Here is a 19,448-nt window from a genome sequence, read left to right on the forward strand (position 1 = left end):
TCGTGAAGCTTCCTCTACGTGCATCTGCACTGATAGCAACAGGATCTTCACGCTCGGATCGGGAGGATTCTAGTTGGAAACCGTTGCTGTTCACAATGCGGCAAACGCGACGCATCATGGAGGCCCTTCGCGATTGCCGGGCGGCACCCATAACCGGCCGCGCAATACCGGTATGGAACTCGATCTGTCGTGGGTGCTTGATACCCGGGTCAACCTGTCTGCCACCGAGCGCCGCGTAGCCTCGCTTCCCGGACGCCGCACCGTCAAAAAGGACGCACAGGCGGCTTGGCTCCTGAAGGCGGTGACCTGCATCGACCTGACGACGTTGAACGGCGACGATACCCCCGAACGCGTCAAGCGGTTGTGCGCGAAGGCGATGAATCCGATACGCGCCGACATTCTGGATTCTCTTGGCATGAGCGGCCGTTCGATCACCACCGGCGCCATCTGCGTCTACCATCGTTTTGTTGCAACGGCCGTCGAGGCGCTCGGAGATTCTGGCATTCCGGTCGCCGCGGTTTCGACCGGTTTCCCTGCCGGCCTCAGCCCGCACCACCTCAAGGTCAAGGAAATCGAGGCGTCAGTTGCCGATGGCGCGAAGGAAATCGACATCGTCATCACCCGCGAGCATGTGCTGACCGGTAACTGGACTGCACTCTACGAGGAAATGAAAGAATATCGCGCCGCCTGCGGTGATGCGCATGTCAAAGCCATTCTGGCGACCGGCGACCTGAAGACGCTGCGCAATGTCGCCAAGGCCTCGCTGGTCTGCATGATGGCGGGAGCCGATTTCATCAAGACCTCGACGGGCAAGGAAGGCGTCAATGCGACGCTGGCCGTGACATTGACCATGCTGCGGGCGATCCGCTCCTATCAGGAGCGCACCGGCATCAAGATCGGCTACAAGCCGGCCGGCGGCATTTCCGCGGCGAAGGACGTGTTGAACTACCAGTTCCTGATGAAGGACGAACTGGGGCGCGAGTGGCTGGAGGCCGACCTCTTCCGCATCGGCGCATCAAGCCTGCTTGCGGATATCGAGCGGCAGTTGGAGCATCACGTCACCGGTGCCTATTCGGCCCTCAACAGACACCCGATTGGATGATCCAGATGACTGTTGCAAAGTATTTCGACGAAATGTCCTACGGCCCCGCACCTGAATCCGATATCGAAGCTCGTGACTGGTTGGCGCGCCACGCTTCCGGTTTCGGTCACTTCATCAATGGCGCATTCGTGCCCTCTGCGTCGGGCAAGAACTTCGACACGTTCGAGCCAGCCACCGGCAAGGTCCTGGCGAAGCTCGCGAACGGCGGCGCGACGGATGTGGACAACGCAGTTGCGGCGGCCCGCAAGGCACAGGCGTCATGGGCGCGATTGCCGGGCCACGCGCGGGCGCGCCATCTCTATGCACTTGCCCGGATGATCCAGCGCCATGCGCGTCTGATTGCTGTGGTCGAGGCAATCGACAACGGCAAGCCGATCCGCGAAACCCGCGATCTCGACGTGCCCCTGGCGGCCCGTCATTTCTATCATCACGCCGGATGGGCGCAAATCCAGGACACGGAATTTGCCGATCACGTGCCAGTCGGCGTCGTCGGCCAGATCATCCCGTGGAATTTCCCATTCCTGATGCTGGCCTGGAAAGTGGCGCCGGCTTTGGCGCTCGGCAACGCCGTCATCCTTAAGCCTGCCGAATTCACGTCGCTGACGGCGCTTCTCTTTGCCGAACTGGCATCCGCGGCGGGCCTTCCGCCGGGCGTCCTCAATATCGTGACGGGAGAAGGCGAAACAGGCGCGCTGCTCGTCGGGCATGAGGACATCGACAAAATTGCCTTTACCGGATCGACCGAAGTCGGGCGCGTTATTCGCGAGCGGACCGCAGGTAGCGGCAAATCGTTGACGCTGGAACTCGGCGGCAAGTCCCCTTTCGTCGTCTTTGACGACGCCGATATCGACGGCGCCGTGGAAGGCGCGGTCGACGCGATCTGGTTCAACCAGGGACAGGTCTGCTGCGCCGGTTCGCGGCTTCTGGTCCAGGAAGGCATTGCCGATCTTTTCCACGAGCGGCTGAAGCGCCGGATGGAGACATTGCGGGTCGGTCAGCCTTTGGACAAGTGTATCGATATGGGTGCGATCATAGCGCCCGTGCAATTGACGCGTATCGAAGCGCTGGTGAAAAAGGGAGTTTCAGAAGGCGCGACACTGCATCAGGCCAAGATCGACCTGCCCAAGGGCGGCAGCTTCTACCCGCCGACGCTCCTGAGCGGCGTGCAGCCGACATCGATCGTCGCGACCGAGGAAATCTTCGGGCCGGTTGCGGTCTCCATGACTTTCCGGACACCGGAAGAGGCTATCCAGCTTGCCAATCACACCCGCTACGGCCTCGCCGCCAGCGTCTGGAGCGAGACGATCGGCTTGGCGCTGAACGTTGCGGCAAAGCTCGCAGCCGGTGTGGTCTGGGTGAATGCCACCAATCTTTTCGATGCCGCCGTCGGTTTTGGCGGCAAGCGCGAATCCGGATTCGGCCGCGAAGGCGGACGCGAAGGTTGCTACGAATATCTGAAGCCGAAGGCTTGGGTCGGTCGCAAGACGCGCGCAGCTATGCCCGCACTTTCGCAAGTAAAGCCGGTTGCCGGCGATTTTGCCCTGCCAAGCATCGACCGGACGGCAAAGCTCTTCATCGGCGGCAAGCAGGCACGCCCGGACGGCAATTATTCCCGTGTCATCGCCTCGCCCAAGGGCAAAGCGATCGGGGAGGTCGGCGAAGGCAACCGAAAGGACATCCGCAATGCGGTAGTTGCCGCACAGGCCGCCTCCGCCTGGTCGAATGCGACGACTCATAACCGCGCCCAGATTCTCTATTACATCGCTGAAAACCTCAGTGGCCGCGCCGACGAGTTCGCCTCGCGGATAACAGCGATGACCGGAGCTTCCGCAGCCAATGCAAACGCCGAGGTCGACGCCGCGATTTCCCGTCTCTTCACCTACGCAGCCTGGGCGGACAAATATGAAGGCGGCATTCACCAGCCGCCGCTTCGCGGCGTTGCCCTGGCCATGCCGGAAGCCATCGGCGTGGTTGGCATCATCTGCCCGCCGGAAGCGCCACTGCTCGGCTTTATCAGTCTGATTGCGCCGTTGATTGCCACCGGCAATCGTGTCGTCGCGGTGCCGAGTGAGGCCTTCCCGCTTTCGGCCACGGATTTCTATTCCGTTCTGGAAACGTCGGATCTGCCTGCCGGTGTCGTCAATATCGTCACCGGGTCGGCGATCGAACTGGCAAAGATCCTTGCCGCGCACAATGACGTTGATGCGTTGTGGGCCTTCGGCTCGGCGGAACTTTCGACGACGGTGGAGAAGCTGTCTTCGGGCAACCTCAAGCGAACCTTCGTGGACAATGGCAAGGCGACGGACTGGATGGACAGAGCCGCTGGCGAAGGCGCGCTATACCTTCGCCGCGCTGTGGATGTGAAGAATATCTGGATCCCCTACGGAGAATAAGGGCTCCAACTCTGGTCATCCGGGCGGGAGGAGAACCGCTCCGGCAGGCGAGAACAACGGAATTTGAGGGAATAACGGGCTGCGGTTATTGGGCTCTGTTTTGCGGCACGAGGTGCTGCGAAATGGTGCAACTAAGGGAGGATTTTCATGCTGAAGAATATCGATCCGGCTCTGAATGCGGACGTGCTGCACGCGCTCCGGTCCATGGGGCATGGTGACACCGTCGTCGTTTCCGACACCAATTTTCCTTCGGATTCCATTGCCCGGCAAACGGTGCTCGGCAAGCTCTTGCGGATAGACAATGTGTCTGCTGCCCGCGCCATCGAAGCTATTCTTTCGGTAATGCCGCTGGATACGCCGCTGCAGCCGTCCGCCGGGCGAATGGAAATCATGGGCGCGCCGGACGAGATCCCTCCCGTGCAGCAGGAAGTCCAGGCCGTTATCGACGGCGCCGAGGGCAAGCCGGCGCCGATGTACGGGATCGAGCGTTTCGCCTTCTATGAGGAAGCCAAAAAGGCCTATTGCGTCATCACCACGGGCGAAAACCGCTTCTACGGCTGCTTCCTTTTCACCAAAGGCGTGATTCCGCCGGAAGCCGTTTGAGGGGAAACGATAATGAAGGTGGGTGTTTCGATCCTCGGGATTTTCGTCGCCGACACGGCCTATCTGGCCAAGCGCATGCCAAACGTTGGCGAGACCATCACCGGGACCGGTTTTGCAGTAGGTCCGGGCGGCAAGGGATCCAACCAGGCTGTCGCTGCTGCCCGCGCCGGTGGAACAGTCTCCTTCATCTCGAAGATCGGCCGCGACACGTTCGGCGACATGGCGCTGAAGACCTATGCGGAAGCTGGCGTAACGCCGAAGGTTGTGCAGATGGACGATATGCCGACCGGCGCTGCCTTCATCTACGTCAATGACGGTAACGGCGACAATGCGATCATCGTCTATCCAGGTGCCGCGGGCACCATCGGCATTGGTGATGTCGAGGCGGCACGCGAAACCATCGAGCAATCGGCTGTCTTCGTGACCCAGCTCGAACAACCGGCCGAAGCGGCGCAGCGCGCCCTCGAGATCGCCCATGCGGCCGGCGTTACCACTGTTTTCAATCCAGCGCCGGCCGAGCCGTTTCCAGACACGATCTATCCGCTCTGCGACTATATCGTGCCAAACGAAACCGAGGCAGCCGCCATCGTCGGTTTTCCGCTCGACACACTCGACGACGCCAGACGGGCTGGCGACGCGCTTCTTGCCAAGGGCGTGAAAGCCGCGCTGATCACACTGGGTGGTCGCGGTGTGTTGTATCATACGGCCCGGCAATCGGTTCATGTTCCGGCGGTCTCGTCGGGAGCGGTCATCGATACCACCGGCGCCGGCGACGCATTTGTCGGTGGCTTCTCGGCAGCGCTCTCGCGGGGCGCTAGTCCGGTCGAGGCCGTGCGTTTCGGCTGCGCGACCGCCGGTATTGCGGTGACGCGGCGGGGTACCGCGCCTGCAATGCCGAAGATCGAGGAAATCGAGGCGCTTCTCCAGAAAGGAGGCGCAGCATGACCCGCAACGATCCGATCAAACACTTCTTCATCTGGCCGGCGCTGCTGATCGTGCTGGTGATCTCGATCTTCCCGCTGATCTATTCGCTGACCACCAGCTTCATGAGCCTGCGGCTCGTGCCGCCGATCCCCGCGCGTTTCGTCGGCTTCGGCAACTATACGGAACTGCTTCAGAATCCGCGCTTCTGGAATGTCGCCTGGACGACGACGATCATCGCTTTTATCGCGGTGACGCTGCAATATGTCATCGGTTTTTCCGTGGCGCTGGCGCTCAGCCGTCGAGTGCCTGGTGAAGGTTTGTTCCGGGTCAGCTTCCTGGTGCCAATGCTGGTAGCGCCCGTTGCCGTTGCACTGATTGCCCGCCAGATCCTCAATCCCACGATGGGGCCGCTCAATGAGCTGATGACCGTCTTCGGTTTTCCCAACCTGCCGTTTCTGACGCAGACCAGATGGGCTATCGGCGCTATCATTTCCGTCGAAGTGTGGCAGTGGACACCCTTCGTCATCCTCATGCTTCTTGCCGGGTTGCAAACCCTGCCGGAGGACGTCTACGAGGCTGCCGCGCTTGAAAATGCCAGCCCCTGGCAGCAGTTCTGGGGGATCACCTTCCCGATGATGCTGCCGATTTCGGTGGCTGTGGTCTTCATCCGCCTCATCGAGAGCTACAAGATCATCGACACGGTGTTCGTCATGACAGGCGGAGGGCCCGGCATTTCGACCGAAACGCTCACCTTGTTCGCGTATCAGGAGGGCTTCAAGAAGTTCAACCTCGGTTACACCTCCGCCCTCTCCTTCCTGTTTCTGATCGTCATTACCGTGATCGGGCTCGTCTATCTCGCCATCCTGAAGCCCTATCTGGAGAAGCACAAATGAGCGTGCGTGACCTTAAAGGATCCGGCCGCTGGTGGGCGCTCGCAGGCTGCCTACTGTGGCTCGCCTTCACCTTCTTTCCGCTTTACTGGGTCGCGATCACCTCGTTCAAGTCGCCGCTCGGCGTCGTCGGCGGGCCGACCTATATTCCATTTGTCGACTTCGACCCGACGCTGACAGCCTGGAGCGAGCTTCTGTCGGGCGCGCGCGGCCAGTTCTACAACACCTTCATCGCCTCGACCATCGTCGGGCTTTCCGCATCGTTGCTGGCCACCTTCATCGGTTCGATGGCAGCCTATGCGCTGGTGCGCTTCACCTTCGAGGTGAAGCTGCTGTCCGGGGTGATTTTCGTCGTTGTTGCCTTCGGCGGATACCTGCTCGGCCGTCATGTGCTGGGCTACGGGCAGGCTATTTCGCTGATCTACGCCTTTGTTGCAGCGCTTGCACTCGCCATCGGCTCCAGCCGCATCAGGCTTCCGGGGCCGCTCCTCGGCAATGATGACATCGTCTTCTGGTTTGTCAGCCAGCGCATGTTTCCGCCGATCGTCGCCGCCTTTGCCTTGTTCCTGATGTATACGGAAATGGGCAAGTTGGGGTTCAAGCTGGTGGACACCTATACGGGCCTCACCTTCGCCTATGTCGCCTTCTCGCTGCCTATCGTGATCTGGCTGATGCGCGATTTCTTTGCGGCACTGCCGGTGGAAGTCGAAGAGGCGGCGATGGTCGACAATGTGCCGTCGTGGAGAATTTTCTTCGGTATCGTTCTGCCCATGTCCAAGCCGGGCCTGATCGCGACATTCATGATCACGCTCGCCTTCGTCTGGAACGAGTTCCTGTTCGCACTCTTCCTGACCAGTTCCAAATGGCAGACACTTCCCATTCTCGTCGCAGGGCAAAACAGCCAGCGCGGCGACGAGTGGTGGTCGATATCGGCAGCCGCCCTGGTCGCGATCATACCCATGGTCGTCATGGCGGGCATTTTAAGCAGGCTGATGCGGTCCGGCCTGCTTTTAGGAGCAATAAAGTGACCGTTCGACAAGCCTAGTCATTGTTCAATTCCGGGGAGGAAAACATGAGAAGATTGCTACTAAGTTCAACGGCCGCGGTACTGCTTGCTGCGGCGGGCACCGCACCGGCGCTCGCGTGCGAACCGGACTACACCGGTGTCACGCTCACTGCCACGACGCAGACGGGGCCTTACATCGCATCTGCGCTGCAGCTGGCGGCCAAGGGCTGGGAGGAAAAGACCTGCGGCAAGGTAAATGTGGTGGAATTTCCGTGGTCGGAACTCTATCCCAAGATCGTAACCTCGCTGACCTCGGGCGAAGACACGTTCGACGTGGTCGCCTTCGCGCCGGCCTGGGCACCGGACTTCACCGATTTCCTCTCGGAAATGCCGAAGAATATGCAATCCGGTGCCGACTGGGAGGACATCGCGCCTGTTTACCGCGAGCAACTGATGGTCTGGAACGGCAAGGTCCTGTCGCAGACCATGGACGGTGATGCCCATACCTATACCTACCGCATTGATCTGTTTGAAAACGCGGAAAACCAGAGCGCCTTCAAGGCGAAGTATGGCTACGATCTGGCCCCGCCGAAGACATGGAAGCAGTATCTCGACATCGCTGAATTCTTCCAGCAGCCGGACAAGGGCCTTTGGGGCACGGCGGAAGCCTTCCGCCGTGGTGGCCAGCAATTCTGGTTCCTGTTCAGTCACGTGGCAGGATACACCAGCCATCCCGACAATCCCGGCGGTATGTTCTTCGATCCTGACACGATGGATGCGCAGGTCAACAATCCGGGCTGGGTGCGCGGCCTGGAAGAATATATCCGCGCCTCCAAACTGGCGCCGCCAAATGCGCTGAACTTCTCGTTCGGCGAAGTGAACGCGGCCTTTGCCGGTGGCCAGGTCGCGGAATCGATCGGCTGGGGCGATACCGGCGTCATCGCCGCCGACCCGAAGCAGTCGAAGGTTGCTGGTAGCGTCGGCTCGGCATCCCTGCCGGGATCCGACGAGATCTGGAACTACAAGACCAAAAAGTGGGACAAGCAGCCCGAAGTCGTCCAGACTTCCTTCATGGCCTTCGGCGGTTGGCAGGCGGCTGTTCCGTCGTCCTCCAAGAACCAGGAGGCCGCTTGGAACTATATCCAGTTCCTGACGAGCCCGGCGGTTTCCGGTCAGGCGGCCATCACCGGCGGCACAGGCGTCAATCCTTACCGTCTTTCGCACACGACAAATACGGCGTTGTGGTCGAAGATCTTTTCCGAGCGTGAGGCCAAGGAATATCTTGGAAGCCAGAAGGACGCGGTGACCGCCAAGAACACGGCGCTCGACATGCGCCTGCCGGGCTATTTCTCCTATACGGAAATTCTCGAAATCGAGCTTTCCAAGGCATTGGCTGGAGAAGTGACGCCGCAGCAGGCGCTGGATACCGTGGCTGCCGGATGGAACAAGCTGACGGACGAGTTCGGCCGCGACAAGCAGCTGGCAGCCTATCGTTCGTCGATGGGTCTGCCTGCAAAATAAACCCATCCTCAACATCCCATCCCGGCGGTGCCGGGATGGGATCAGACATCGTTGGAAGAAGAAGCAAACCATCGCCGCTTAGAGTGCCGTGCGTCCTTTCGGAGGCACAAAGGGCGCTCTAACACTTTGAATCTACGCATCGTGCTTTCCGAAAATCGATTCCGATTTTCGGGCCTATGCGCTGGGCCAGGCGCTGGAATTCTCATGAAAAGGTTACAGCATGTCCCAGGTGCGTTTGGATCAGGTCACCAAATCCTTTGGTAGCGTTGAGGTCATTCCTCCGCTCGATTTGGCAATTGCCGACAAGGAATTCGTGGTTCTTGTCGGGCCTTCCGGGTGCGGGAAGACAACCACCCTGCGGATGATCGCGGGGCTGGAACAGACGACATCAGGGGAAATCCGTATCGGTGAGCGGGACGTTACCACGCTGCGTCCGGGTCTGCGCAATTGCTCGATGGTGTTTCAGAATTACGCGCTCTATCCGCATATGACGGTTGCCGAAAACATCGGCTACGGCATGAAGGTGCGCGGAACGCCGAAGCAGGACATCGATGCCGCCGTTGCAAATGCGGCGCGCATTCTCAATCTCGGTGCCTATTTGAAACGCAAGCCGAACGCGCTCTCAGGTGGCCAACGCCAACGCGTGGCGATTGGTCGGGCGATCGTTCGCCAGCCGGATGTGTTCCTGTTCGACGAACCGTTGTCCAACCTCGACGCTAAATTGCGCATTGAAATGCGAACCGAAATCAAGCTGTTACACCGCAGGCTCAAAACCACGATCGTGTACGTTACACATGATCAGGTAGAGGCGATGACGATGGCAGATCGGGTCGTGGTTATGAATCAAGGGCGGATCGAACAGGCCGCGGATCCGATCACCCTTTATGAATATCCGAAGAATCTCTTTGTCGCCGCCTTCATCGGCTCGCCAAGCATGAACTTCATCGAGGGGCAACTTGTGCAAAACGCCGGTGGAATTGCCTTCCAAGCCGAGGGTGGGGTCGACATTCCGGTTCCCACACAAAGAGCCGAGCGCCTTTCGGCGGCAGTAGGACAGTCAGTGGTTCTCGGGATCCGACCGGAACATACTATGGTTGGGGATTCCAACGTTTCAACTGTGAGCCTTCATGTCGCCGATATCGAGCCCCTCGGTCCATACACACTGGCGATCGGCAAGGTCGGCTCAGCGGCCTTTACTGCCCAGATCCACGCGTCATCGCGCGTTGGCCCGGATGACAGGATTAGCGTTCCAATTGATACCCAGAAAATGCACTTTTTCCTTAAAAGTACAGGAGACACGGTGGGCTAAAAAGCACCGTAAACTTATACGGCAATCCACCAAGAGGACATTCGCACATCGCGATCTGCGCCGTATGAATTCAAAGATACGGGGCGTCGGCAGCGCCGCCAAGGCGCTAAAGGGTGTCGCAATGCCTCCGGTGATCGACGACAATCCGGTCTCCTGCCGGCACCTCCCCGCTGGCGAGAAGAGGGAGCGAGCCACCCGTCTCAATCACCCTTCAAGCAACTTGGAAAGAAGAAGCAAGACCGAAATGCCCCTCCCCGGAAATGGGGAGGGGCAACATCATTACTTGTTGGCAGCGACCGGGCGGACCAGTGCCGTGACGCGGCGGATGGTGACGCGGCGGTTTTCCTGCTCAGGGGCCGACGTGTTGACCTTCAGGTAGCTCTCACCATAGCCCTGCGTCGCGAGGTTTTCCGGCGCGATGCCGTAGACGTCGGAGAGCACGTTGGCGACCGATTCCGCCCGCTGGTCGGAGAGGATCAGGTTGCTCTGGTCAGAGCCGACGGCATCGGTATGACCCTCGATCAGGAAGGTTTCGCTCGGATCCTTCTCGAGCACCTGGCTGATTGCGTCGGCGACCTTGCGCAAGGTGCGCGCCTGGGTCATCGGGATATCGGCGCTGCCGGTCGCGAAGGTGATCGTGTCGAGGTCGATGCGACGCACCTTGTCGCGGATACGGGCCGAGTACTTCACCTCATCCAGCGAATAGACGCGCTCGACCGGCTCGACTGGCGGCTCGCTCAGGAACTCGTAATAGTCCCGGTTCGGGTCGCTGCGAGTATCAATGATGTAGTCGCTGAGCGGTACGCGCAGCCGCATCGGCGGCAGGTCGGCGCCCGGATCCTCGAAATAGTCGCGGTCCGGATCGTCATAGAGATCCTGCGAATAATAGAGCACGTCCTCGCGCCCGCGGGCATCGACGCGCGACCGCTGGATGATGTCCCCGTAACGGTTGCGGATCGTCACGATGCGATAGCCTTCCGGCCGCGTGATCGTCTCGCGGTAGCGGTCGCCGGAGAGCTCTTCGTAGCTCGGCCGTTCGCCGTCGCGCAGGAAACGCCTGTCGTCATCGCCGCGCACGATCGTCCTGTTATCGTACTGGATGATCACACGGCTGTCGTCGCTCCCACGATCGTCGAAGCGCGCGCCGTCGGGACGGACGAATCGTGGCCGCTCGTCGAGCTTCCTGCCCTTCTCGCGGGTCACCGCCTCGAGCTTGACCGGCGCCGGCGCTTTGGCGCCGCTCAAAGCCTGTGCATCGGCATCCGAGGTCGGCACCTTCACCTCCTGGCTGTCGGCGCGCTGCCTGTCACGATCGCGGCGGCCTTCCCGGCCCTTGCTGCGGTCGGCATCCTTGTCGCTGTCGAGCACGGCCGCGCCGTTCTCCACCGGCAGCACGACGGTCTCACTGCTCTTGGCCGGATCTGCAGCGATCTTCTTGCGGCGCTCCAGCTCCTCGGGCGAAACCTTTTCCGGCGCCGGAATGGCCTGCTCCACCTGCTGGCCGCCGCTGGCATCCGGCAGCGGCTGGGCAGTGTCAGTTGCGGGCGCAGCCGGCTGTGCGCCGGCGGGTTGTTCACCGGCGGGCTTTGCCGCCGTGCCATCCTTGGGCTTTTCGGCGGGTGCGGCTTCCGGGGCTGCCGCCTTGTCCTCGGTCGCCTTGCCTTCGGTTGCCTTGCCTTCCGTCGCCTTGTCCGTGGGTGCCTTGTCTGCTGGTGCTGCAGTTTCGCCCTTTGCCGGCTTTTTCTCGGCCGGCGCCTCGGCGGCGGGTTTTGCCTCAGGCGTGGCTTCGGGCTTGGCCGATTCCGCAGTCGGTGTCACGGCGTCGGGAGCGGCAGGCTGCGCTTCTTTCTCAGCCTTGCCCTTGCCTTTATCCCGGCCCTGGGCCTTGTCCTGTCCTTTATCCCGTTTGCCGCCTTCCGGCTTGGCTTCGGGCTGTGCCTGCTCGGCTTCCGGCTGAGCTTCCTTTGCTGCCGGCTGCTGTTCGGGTTCGGCCTGCTGCGCCTCCGGCTTTTTCGGCTTCTTCGGCTTTTCCTGGGTTACCGGCTGCTCGGCCTCCGGCTTTGCCTCGGGCTGGGCTTCCGATTTGGCTTTCCGCGCGGGCTTGCTTTCCGGCTGCGGAGCAGGCTCCTCTTTCGGCGCTGCTTCGGCCTTGGGCGGTTCCGGCTCGGCCTTGGGTTCGGGCGCCGGAGCTTCCTTGCGCTCAGCCTTCGGCTTCTCCGCGGGCGCTTCCTGCTGCGCCGGCTTTTCGGCCGGGGCTTCTTCCTGCTGCTTGCGCTTCTTCTTCAGCAGTTCTTCCTCGGAAGGTGCATCCTGCGCCACCTCGAAGCTGCCTTGCTCGGCCTGCTGCACGGCCGAGGCCTGCGTCGCGACGTCGCGCACGGCCGCCATCGCCGTTGCCGGCTGCAGAGCCAGCGAAAGAGAAAGCAACGGAAAAGCCGCGCTCGCGAACAATCTTGATTTCATGCCCATCGGGTTTCCTCGATCCTGTTTGAGCTTCTTGAGGCCGTCAGGCCCTGGTTCCGCCCCTAGCTTCGCATTGAGGCGAAACGGCGGAATGGCAATTGCCGAGCCGCCGATTTGTTCCGGTTCTAGGAAGTCCGGGATTAACCTCGCGTGAATGTTGCAGTCTGCCGGCGTTCATCTCGCCTGCTATTTGCACCGCACAATTGCGATGGGATTTGTGTTGCAATTCCATGAAAAAAAGTCTGATTATCGCCGCAAGGCGGTCTCAGCACCGTTGAACTGCGGCCGTCAGCCCAACAGAAAAAGGAGCGACGGCTACCAACAGAGAGGATCCTCATGCTTAACTCTACCCGTATTTTCGCGGCAGCCTCGATCGCGGCGATGTCCCTCTTTGCCGGCTCGGCCATGGCCGATGGCGAGAAATATGTGATCGGCACCGATTCGACCTATCCGCCCTTCGAATTCGTCGATGCCAGCGGCACGATTCAGGGCTTCGACATCGACATCACCAAGGCGCTCTGCGCTGAAATGAAGGCCGAATGCTCCTTCGTCAGCACCGACTGGGACGGCATCATCCCGGCGCTCAACGCCAAGAAGTTCGACATGATCGTCTCCTCCATGTCGATCACGCCGGAGCGTCTGAAGCTCGTCGATTTCTCGAACAAGTACTACAACACCCCGCCGGCCATTGCCGTGCCGAAGGATTCGACGATATCAGACGTCGCCGGCCTCAAGGGCAAGGTGATCGGCGCGCAGACCTCCACGACGCACGCCAACTATGCCGAGAAGCATCTCGCCGACACTGAGCTGAAGCTCTATCCGACCGCTGACGAATACAAGCTCGACGTTGCCAGCGGCCGCGTCGACGCCGTCATCGACGACGTCGTCGTTCTCTCCGAATGGGTCAAGTCCGACGCCGGCGCCTGCTGCAAGATCCTGACGACCCTGCCGGTCGACAAGGAAATCAACGGCAACGGCGCAGGCATTGCCATCCGCAAGGGCGACCCGTTGAAGGAAAAGCTGAACACGGCGATCGCTGCGATCCGCGCCAGCGGTGAATACAAGAAGATCCAGGACAAGTACTTCGACTTCGACGTTTACGGCGAATAAGAAATTCGTTATCTCGCCGATGAAGGTAATGGCGGAAGGCTTGCTCTTCCGCCATTTTTGTTTGACAAAGATAGCAAGATTAAAACGGCAAAAGCCGTGAGGGGAATTCTCGCATGAGCGGATTATTTTCCGCGCTGGGCTCCTTCTGGAGCTGGATTGTGCACATTTTCGATCCGCTGTGCGGGCCCGTTGGCATCTTCACTTGGCTAGGTCAGTCGACGATCCTTGCCTGTGGCGATACCGGCTGGGGCGACGAGATTGCGCTTGGCCTGCAGGTCACCGTTTCGGTGGCGATCGTCACCTTGCCGATCGGCCTCGCCATCGGCTTCCTGGTGGCGCTTGGCCAGCAGTCGGAGGAAAAGCCGCTGCGGCTGGCGGCCGGCATCTACACGACGATCTTCCGCGGCCTGCCGGAGCTTTTGACGCTCTTCATCATCTACTACGGCATGCAGATGCTGATCCAGTCTCTGCTGACCTTCGTCGGTTATGACGGGCCGCCGATCGAGATCAACGCCTTCCTCGCCGGCGTCATCGCGCTTTCGGTCGTCTTCTCCGCCTACTGTTCGGAAGTGCTGCTCTCGGCCTTCCACGCCATTCCCAAAGGACAATATGAGGCGGGCGACGCGCTTGGGCTGCATCGCGGCCGCACGTTGCGTCTGATCATCCTGCCGCAACTCGTGCGCATCGCGCTGCCGGGCCTGACGAACCTCTGGATGGTGCTGCTGAAGGACACCTCCTACGTCTCGATCATCAGCCTTGCCGATATCCTGCGCCAGACAAGTGTTGCCGTGCGCGTGACCAAGGAACCCTTCTTCTTTTATGGTGTGGCCTGCTGTCTCTATCTGGTGCTTGCCATCCTCTCCTCCTTTCTGCTCGTCTATGTCGAGCGTTGGGCCAAGCGTTCGGAGGTCCGTCGATGAGCTACGCCGAAACGCTGATCCCGCCGCAGCCAGCACCCCGCGAGGTGATAAAGCCGATGACGCCGGCGCGCATGGCCGGCTATATTCTCGTCGCCATCTGGGCTGTGCTCGCGGCCCTTCTTGTCATTTCCGTCATCAATGGCTGGGATTCGGAAAAATTCATTCGCTACGGGCCGCGTTACCTCCATGGTCTCTGGATAACGCTGAGCCTCGTTTTCATTTCCGTTATCTGCGGCGCCATCCTGTCGCTGCCGCTTGCCATGGCGCGCATGTCAAACAATCGCGTGCTGAATGCGCTGGCCTACGGCTACATCTATTTCTTCCGCGGCACGCCGCTGCTTGCCCAGCTGTTCCTGGTCTATTACGGCCTCGGCGTATTCCGGCCGCAGCTTGAGGCCGTCGGCATCTGGTGGTTCTTCCGCGAAGCCTGGTATTGCGGCCTTTTTGCCATGACCATCAATACCGCGGCCTACCAGGCGGAAATCCTGCGCGGCGCGATCGAAAGCGTGCCGCACGGCCAGCGCGAGGCGGCCGCGGCGCTCGGCATTCATAACAGCATCGCCTTCCGCAAGATCATCCTGCCGCAGGCCTTCATCGTCGCACTTCGCCCTTACGGCAACGAGATCATCCTTCTGATCAAGGGCTCGGCGGTCGTCGCCATCATCACCGTGCTCGACCTGATGGGCGAAACCCGCTACGCCTTCTCCCGCACATTCGACTACCAGACCTATCTCTGGGCGGCGATCTTCTACCTCACCATCGTAGAGGCCTTACGCCATCTCTGGGCCTGGTTCGAGCGCCGCCTGACCCGGCACCTCAAACGCTGATGCATGACGCCCAAAACTGTGTCGCGGCTTTGGGATAACGGCATTCATCAAACAAAAGCCAGTTTGGCAGCACTCTTGGGACGATGCTGCCAAGACATTGATATTAAAAATAAATTGTCCTTTTACGAAGTATCTGTAAAGCTTCCGTTAACCACTCGCATGCTTCCATATCATGTAGCGCTAATAAGCGCGCGAGTGGGAACAAGAAGAAGCGGAATACGATGCACAAGGACATGGAAAAACAATTGAAGGGCTATGGTCTGACGACCGCCCAGATCCTCTACCGTCTGCCGGACCACCCGGTGATCCTACAGACCTATGTCTGGCAGGATTACGACCTCGCTCCTGATTTTCCCGAAATGCGCGGTTTCCTGAAATTCTGGGAAGAGAAGTTGGACGGGCCGCTGCATTCGGTGCGCTACATCCACCGCAAACTGATCTCGGCAACCGAGTGGCGGGCACTGAAGGGCGAGTTCATCCTGCACTGATCGGCTCTGCAACATGATGCCGAAAAGTGTGAACGGTTCGGGCGATATGTTCTGACCGCGTCAGACATGCGCCTCGCCACGGCCGAATTCGCCTTCGTCGCGATCCGGGCGAAGCGCGAAACCGAGCATGCCGAGATAGAAGGCGACGACGATGGCAATGACCGCAAGGCCGGGAACCGGCCCGAGCACGGCATTGTCGATGACATAGGCCCATGACTGCGCCTGCAGCGCCGGCATGCCCTCCGTCTGCAGCTTCGGCGTTGAGATCTTCAGGCACCAGGCGAGCAACAGGATGAAATACATCCAGCCGTAATTGCGTTTGAGCCGGCGGTGCATCGCCTCTTGATAGCTGAGCAGGAAGCGCGGCTTGCGCAGGCTGCTGGCGACCACCACCGCCCATTCGCTGCCGGCATTGGCGTCGGGCGCCAGGATTTGCGCGAAATAGCAGCGCTCGATCTGGCGAATGCGGGCGCGATAGATATCGAAGAAGCGGTAGCGCCGCGCCTCGATCATCAGAAGCAGCGTCACCAGCATCATCCCGAACAGCAGCACCCCGTGATGCGAGGTCGGCGTCGACAGCGACACCGAGAGGAGTGCGGCGACCACGGTGATCGCCCAGTTGGACGTCCGGTCGATGCGGTCGCGCCAGCTCGTCATCCGCCCGAGTTCACCGCGGTAATAATGGCTGAGCGTGTTGGTGACCTCGTTTGGTGTCGTAGGCAACAGTAATGCCCGGCCGGCCTCTCCTTCCCTCGCCGATGATGTCCTCTCTGGCTCCGTTTTCATGACCTTTCCTCCCTTGGTCTTCTTTTCGGCCATTCTGCGCCCGCAATCGCGCCATTGCAAAACATCGAAAGCCGCCTTAGACGCATGCCTGAAACAAAAGGACGATGGACTACGATGGCAAAGAAGATCGACGAAGAAGCCCTTGGCGAGGCCTATAACCGCGCGCTGGCGCTGGAAAAGGCCGGCGATGTCGACGCCGCCGTTGCAGCCTATGAGGAAGTCCTGGCACTCGATCCCGACGATCACGGCGGTGCGGCCGTGCGCATTGCCGCGATGGGCCGCGGCGAAACGCCGGTCAAGGCGCCCGATGCCTATGTCGAGACCTTGTTCGATCAGCATGCCGAGGTTTTCGAGGACGTGCTCGTCGAGCAGCTTGGCTATCACGTGCCGATGCTGGTGCGCCAACGCCTGCAGGCGCTGAAGCTCGGACCGTTCAAGCGGCTGCTCGATCTCGGCTGCGGCACGGGCCTCACCGGCGGCGCGCTGCGCGACCTCTGCGGTGATATGACCGGCATCGATATATCGGAGAAGATGGTCGAGATCGCCCATGAGAAGGATCTCTACGAGACGCTCTTCGTCGCCGAGGTCGAGGATTTCCTCGACGACAACGACGAGGAAGCCTTCGACATCATCGCCGCCACCGACGTGCTGCCCTATCTTGGCGCGCTCGAACCGCTGTTCTTCGGCGCCGCCGAGAACCTGACGCCGGGCGGCCTGTTCATCTTCTCCTCGGAAACCCTGCCCGAGGAAATACTCGCCGGCCGCGCCTACATGGTCGGCCCACACCAACGTTTCGCTCATGCCGACGCCTATGTCAGAGAACGCCTGACGGCCACCGGTTTCGAACTCGTCGAGATATCGGATATCAACGTGCGCATGGAAGACGGCCAGCCGACACCGGGCCATCTGGTGATCGCCCGGTATAATGGCTGAAGCCAACACCCGATAGATCGGCTGACGGAATACTTGCACGGTTGGCGAAGTATCTGTTGCGTGATGCGTTACGACCTGATAGTTAGTCGATCGGCAAAGTTTACCGCAACAATAGAAAGGTCGCCGCATGTCGCTCGTGCTCTATGGGCATCCGCTCGCCTCCTTCTGCCACAAAGTGCTGATCGCGCTTTATGAAAACGGCACTCCCTTCGAGAATCGCATCGTCGATCTTTCCGACGAAAGCTCGCGCGCCGATCTCTTTCGCTTCTGGCCGATCGGCAAGATGCCGCTGCTGCGGGACGAGGCGCGCGATAGCACCATTCCCGAGACATCGATCATCATCGAATATCTCGAGCAATATTATCCCGGCCCCGTTCGCCTGCTGCCACTGGAGATCGACCGGGCGCTGCAGGTTCGCCTCTGGGACCGCTTTTTCGACCACTATGTCCAGGCGCCGATGCAGACCATCGTCAGCAATCGCCGGCGCCCCGACGGCACGGCGGACGAGATCGAGGTAGCGGCGGCCAAGGCGACACTCGCGACCGCCTATGCGATGATCGAAAAGCAGCTCGCCGACAAGCAATGGATATCAGGCGACGGCTTCACCATGGCTGATTGCGCCGCCGCCCCCGCCCTCTTCTATGCCGAGACGCTGATCCCCTTCACTCCGGAACAGCCGAACCTTCGCGCATATTACGATCGGCTGCTGGCGCGCCCGTCCTTTACAAGGGTGCTGGAAGAGGCCCGCCCCTACTTCAAGTTCTACCCCTACAAAGAGAGACTGCCGGCTCGCTTCCGGGATGCGGCGGGATGATCGAAAGCCAGGCGAATCTCGACCGTATGTTCCATGCGCTTTCCGACCGCAGCCGCCGCGGCATGATCGATCGTCTCGGCCGCGGCCCGGCCTCCGTCACCGAGCTGGCCGCGCCGCTCGCGGTTGCCCTGCCGACGGTGATGAAACATCTGCAGGTGCTGGAGGAAAGCGGCCTCGTTTTCTCCGAAAAATCCGGCCGGGTGCGAACCTATCGCTTGCAGCAGGACGCGCTTGCCGCCGTCGAGCGCTGGGTGGAACAGCGGAAGATCCAGTGGACGACGACCTTCGACAGGCTGGACCATTTTCTCGCCAATGAAACGGAGACCCTCCCCGAATGACGATACGATCCGCCGAACACGCCACTCTCGTCATCGAACGCCATCTCAAGGCGCCGATTTCCCGCGTCTTCCGCGCCTGGTCAACACCGGAATCCAAACGGCAATGGTTCGCCTGCCATGGCGAGTGGGTACCGCTGGACTACGGGCTCGATTTCCGCCCCGGCGGCACGGAAAGGAACTACGTCGCCGATACTGACGGCCTCCTGCACGCCTATGACGCCCATTACATCGATATCGTGCCTGATGCCCGCATCATCTATGCCTATGAAATGAAGCTTGGGGAAAGCCGCATCTCCGCGTCGCTCACAACCGTTGCCTTCGAAGCCGCACCCGGCGGCACGAAAATGGTCTTCACCGAACAGGTGGTCTTCCTCGACGGCTACGCCGATAACGGCGCCCGCCTCCAGGGCACCGAAATCGGTCTCGACAATCTGGAACTCTTCCTCGAGCGCGAGGAAAGTCCGATCCACTGATCGCATGTCACGCAAAACCAAATCGCCTCGCATGAATCAAGTTTGACGCGACGCGTTTCAGGCGAAATAAGCCAAGCCTCAAACGCTGCTTGGTTTCTTCCGAGAGCCGGCAGGACGAGCGGCGGCCCGCTTTGAAGTGTTGAGTGCGACAGCACCGCGAATGAGCGCCTTGAACGCCTGCTCGTCGATCTCGTCGCCTTCGTGGAAATCGATAGCGCGCCTGGTATTGCCGTCAAGGCTGGAGTTGAAAAGGCCTGAAGGGTCCTCCAGCGAGGCGCCTTTGGCGAAGGTCAGTTTCACCACGCTTTTGTAGGTCTCGCCGGTGCAGATGATCCCGGCGTGCTCCCACACCGGAACGCCTCTCCACTTCCATTCCTCGACCACGTCGGGCTCGGCCTGCCTGATGAGAGTTCGGACCCGAGCGAGCATCTCGCCGCGCCAATCACTCAACTCCTCGATTCTCGCATCGATCAAACGAGAAGGAGAGTCTCCGTCTTTCTCTTCGCTGGACTCGCTCTTCTTCAGGGTTGCTGCGGCTTTCTTCATCG

The 19,448-nt window shown here is 60.5% G+C and carries 19 protein-coding genes; 16 read left to right on the forward strand and 3 right to left on the reverse strand.

Annotated elements, in window-relative coordinates; translation table 11 throughout:
- Nucleotides 1-73: 73 nt before the first annotated feature.
- From deoC to RL_RS14200, 8 genes are all read left to right on the forward strand, one after another.
- Entirely contained in the window at nt 74-1,102 is a 1,029-nt protein-coding gene (deoC, locus tag RL_RS14165) for a deoxyribose-phosphate aldolase (RefSeq protein WP_028741186.1), read from the forward strand.
- Nucleotides 1,103-1,107: 5 nt separating this feature from the next.
- Nucleotides 1,108-3,495 (forward strand): aldehyde dehydrogenase family protein, encoded by a 2,388-nt coding sequence (locus tag RL_RS14170; protein ID WP_011652277.1) that lies wholly within the window; start codon nt 1,108-1,110, stop codon nt 3,493-3,495.
- Nucleotides 3,496-3,642: 147 nt separating this feature from the next.
- Nucleotides 3,643-4,098 (forward strand): RbsD/FucU family protein, encoded by a 456-nt coding sequence (locus tag RL_RS14175; protein ID WP_011652278.1) that lies wholly within the window; start codon nt 3,643-3,645, stop codon nt 4,096-4,098.
- A gap of 12 nt (nt 4,099-4,110) precedes the next feature.
- Nucleotides 4,111-5,043, forward strand: a complete 933-nt coding sequence (gene rbsK / locus RL_RS14180; protein ID WP_011652279.1) for a ribokinase — start codon at nt 4,111-4,113, stop codon at nt 5,041-5,043.
- The gene (locus RL_RS14185; protein ID WP_011652280.1) at nt 5,040-5,915 is read left to right on the forward strand and encodes a carbohydrate ABC transporter permease; all 876 of its coding nucleotides are present in this window, start codon (nt 5,040-5,042) and stop codon (nt 5,913-5,915) included. The genes rbsK and RL_RS14185 overlap by 4 nt, the downstream gene beginning before the upstream one ends.
- Nucleotides 5,912-6,940, forward strand: a complete 1,029-nt coding sequence (locus RL_RS14190) for a carbohydrate ABC transporter permease (protein ID WP_011652281.1) — start codon at nt 5,912-5,914, stop codon at nt 6,938-6,940. Before RL_RS14185 ends, RL_RS14190 begins: the two co-directional genes overlap by 4 nt.
- 44 nt (nt 6,941-6,984) lie before the next feature.
- On the forward strand, nt 6,985-8,439 hold the full coding sequence (locus tag RL_RS14195) for an extracellular solute-binding protein (RefSeq protein WP_011652282.1): 1,455 nt from the start codon (nt 6,985-6,987) through the stop codon (nt 8,437-8,439).
- 220 nt (nt 8,440-8,659) lie between these two features.
- A complete protein-coding gene (locus tag RL_RS14200; RefSeq protein ID WP_011652283.1) occupies nt 8,660-9,748 on the forward strand; it encodes an ABC transporter ATP-binding protein in 1,089 nt (362 codons plus the stop codon).
- Between the two features lie 279 nt (nt 9,749-10,027).
- Here the strand turns inward: RL_RS14200 and RL_RS14205 are convergent, their stop codons facing one another.
- A complete protein-coding gene (locus tag RL_RS14205) occupies nt 10,028-12,217 on the reverse strand; it encodes an OmpA family protein (RefSeq protein ID WP_011652284.1) in 2,190 nt (729 codons plus the stop codon).
- Between the two features lie 330 nt (nt 12,218-12,547).
- Between RL_RS14205 and RL_RS14210 the strand changes: the two genes are divergently transcribed.
- From RL_RS14210 to RL_RS14225, 4 genes are all read left to right on the forward strand, one after another.
- Nucleotides 12,548-13,321 (forward strand): transporter substrate-binding domain-containing protein, encoded by a 774-nt coding sequence (locus RL_RS14210; RefSeq protein WP_011652285.1) that lies wholly within the window; start codon nt 12,548-12,550, stop codon nt 13,319-13,321.
- A gap of 113 nt (nt 13,322-13,434) precedes the next feature.
- A complete protein-coding gene (locus tag RL_RS14215) occupies nt 13,435-14,241 on the forward strand; it encodes an ABC transporter permease (protein ID WP_011652286.1) in 807 nt (268 codons plus the stop codon).
- Nucleotides 14,238-15,068, forward strand: a complete 831-nt coding sequence (locus RL_RS14220) for an ABC transporter permease (protein ID WP_011652287.1) — start codon at nt 14,238-14,240, stop codon at nt 15,066-15,068. Before RL_RS14215 ends, RL_RS14220 begins: the two co-directional genes overlap by 4 nt.
- A 221-nt stretch (nt 15,069-15,289) precedes the next feature.
- Nucleotides 15,290-15,556 carry an usg protein gene (locus RL_RS14225; protein ID WP_003540344.1) on the forward strand — a complete coding sequence of 89 codons (267 nt, stop codon included), beginning with the start codon at nt 15,290-15,292 and terminating at the stop codon, nt 15,554-15,556.
- 60 nt (nt 15,557-15,616) lie between these two features.
- On the opposite strand, the gene RL_RS14230 is transcribed toward RL_RS14225, so the two are convergent.
- Nucleotides 15,617-16,342, reverse strand: coding sequence for a DUF2270 domain-containing protein (locus RL_RS14230; RefSeq protein WP_011652288.1), 726 nt, complete (start codon nt 16,340-16,342; stop codon nt 15,617-15,619).
- Between the two features lie 114 nt (nt 16,343-16,456).
- Between RL_RS14230 and RL_RS14235 the strand changes: the two genes are divergently transcribed.
- The 4 genes from RL_RS14235 (at nt 16,457) to RL_RS14250 (ending at nt 18,900) form a co-directional block, all read left to right on the forward strand.
- Nucleotides 16,457-17,275, forward strand: coding sequence for a class I SAM-dependent DNA methyltransferase (locus tag RL_RS14235; RefSeq protein ID WP_041936350.1), 819 nt, complete (start codon nt 16,457-16,459; stop codon nt 17,273-17,275).
- 127 nt (nt 17,276-17,402) lie between these two features.
- Nucleotides 17,403-18,089, forward strand: coding sequence for a glutathione S-transferase family protein (locus RL_RS14240; RefSeq protein WP_011652290.1), 687 nt, complete (start codon nt 17,403-17,405; stop codon nt 18,087-18,089).
- On the forward strand, nt 18,086-18,427 hold the full coding sequence (locus RL_RS14245; protein ID WP_011652291.1) for an ArsR/SmtB family transcription factor: 342 nt from the start codon (nt 18,086-18,088) through the stop codon (nt 18,425-18,427). Before RL_RS14240 ends, RL_RS14245 begins: the two co-directional genes overlap by 4 nt.
- Complete coding sequence (locus RL_RS14250; RefSeq protein ID WP_011652292.1) at nt 18,424-18,900, forward strand: SRPBCC family protein; 477 nt, start codon at nt 18,424-18,426, stop codon at nt 18,898-18,900. Before RL_RS14245 ends, RL_RS14250 begins: the two co-directional genes overlap by 4 nt.
- Nucleotides 18,901-18,978: 78 nt before the next feature.
- Here the strand turns inward: RL_RS14250 and RL_RS14255 are convergent, their stop codons facing one another.
- Nucleotides 18,979-19,446 (reverse strand): DUF1801 domain-containing protein, encoded by a 468-nt coding sequence (locus RL_RS14255; RefSeq protein WP_011652293.1) that lies wholly within the window; start codon nt 19,444-19,446, stop codon nt 18,979-18,981.
- Nucleotides 19,447-19,448: the final 2 nt, after the last annotated feature.

It is taken from the genome of Rhizobium johnstonii 3841, from assembly GCF_000009265.1.
Classification (GTDB): domain Bacteria; phylum Pseudomonadota; class Alphaproteobacteria; order Rhizobiales; family Rhizobiaceae; genus Rhizobium; species Rhizobium acaciae.

Bases quoted from the DNA above. Each gene is read 5' to 3' on its own strand.
- RL_RS14225 (WP_003540344.1), top strand. From the start codon at position 15,290: ATGCACAAGGACATGGAAAAACAATTGAAGGGCTATGGTCTGACGACC.
- RL_RS14220 (WP_011652287.1), top strand. From the start codon at position 14,238: ATGAGCTACGCCGAAACGCTGATCCCGCCGCAGCCAGCACCCCGCGAG.
- RL_RS14255 (WP_011652293.1), bottom strand. From the start codon at position 19,446: ATGAAGAAAGCCGCAGCAACCCTGAAGAAGAGCGAGTCCAGCGAAGAG.
- RL_RS14245 (WP_011652291.1), top strand. From the start codon at position 18,086: ATGATCGAAAGCCAGGCGAATCTCGACCGTATGTTCCATGCGCTTTCC.
- RL_RS14240 (WP_011652290.1), top strand. From the start codon at position 17,403: ATGTCGCTCGTGCTCTATGGGCATCCGCTCGCCTCCTTCTGCCACAAA.
- RL_RS14190 (WP_011652281.1), top strand. From the start codon at position 5,912: ATGAGCGTGCGTGACCTTAAAGGATCCGGCCGCTGGTGGGCGCTCGCA.
- RL_RS14215 (WP_011652286.1), top strand. From the start codon at position 13,435: ATGAGCGGATTATTTTCCGCGCTGGGCTCCTTCTGGAGCTGGATTGTG.
- RL_RS14205 (WP_011652284.1), bottom strand. From the start codon at position 12,217: ATGGGCATGAAATCAAGATTGTTCGCGAGCGCGGCTTTTCCGTTGCTT.
- RL_RS14170 (WP_011652277.1), top strand. From the start codon at position 1,108: ATGACTGTTGCAAAGTATTTCGACGAAATGTCCTACGGCCCCGCACCT.
- RL_RS14250 (WP_011652292.1), top strand. From the start codon at position 18,424: ATGACGATACGATCCGCCGAACACGCCACTCTCGTCATCGAACGCCAT.
- RL_RS14195 (WP_011652282.1), top strand. From the start codon at position 6,985: ATGAGAAGATTGCTACTAAGTTCAACGGCCGCGGTACTGCTTGCTGCG.
- RL_RS14185 (WP_011652280.1), top strand. From the start codon at position 5,040: ATGACCCGCAACGATCCGATCAAACACTTCTTCATCTGGCCGGCGCTG.
- RL_RS14200 (WP_011652283.1), top strand. From the start codon at position 8,660: ATGTCCCAGGTGCGTTTGGATCAGGTCACCAAATCCTTTGGTAGCGTT.
- rbsK (WP_011652279.1), top strand. From the start codon at position 4,111: ATGAAGGTGGGTGTTTCGATCCTCGGGATTTTCGTCGCCGACACGGCC.
- RL_RS14230 (WP_011652288.1), bottom strand. From the start codon at position 16,342: ATGAAAACGGAGCCAGAGAGGACATCATCGGCGAGGGAAGGAGAGGCC.
- RL_RS14210 (WP_011652285.1), top strand. From the start codon at position 12,548: ATGCTTAACTCTACCCGTATTTTCGCGGCAGCCTCGATCGCGGCGATG.
- RL_RS14175 (WP_011652278.1), top strand. From the start codon at position 3,643: ATGCTGAAGAATATCGATCCGGCTCTGAATGCGGACGTGCTGCACGCG.
- RL_RS14235 (WP_041936350.1), top strand. From the start codon at position 16,457: ATGGCAAAGAAGATCGACGAAGAAGCCCTTGGCGAGGCCTATAACCGC.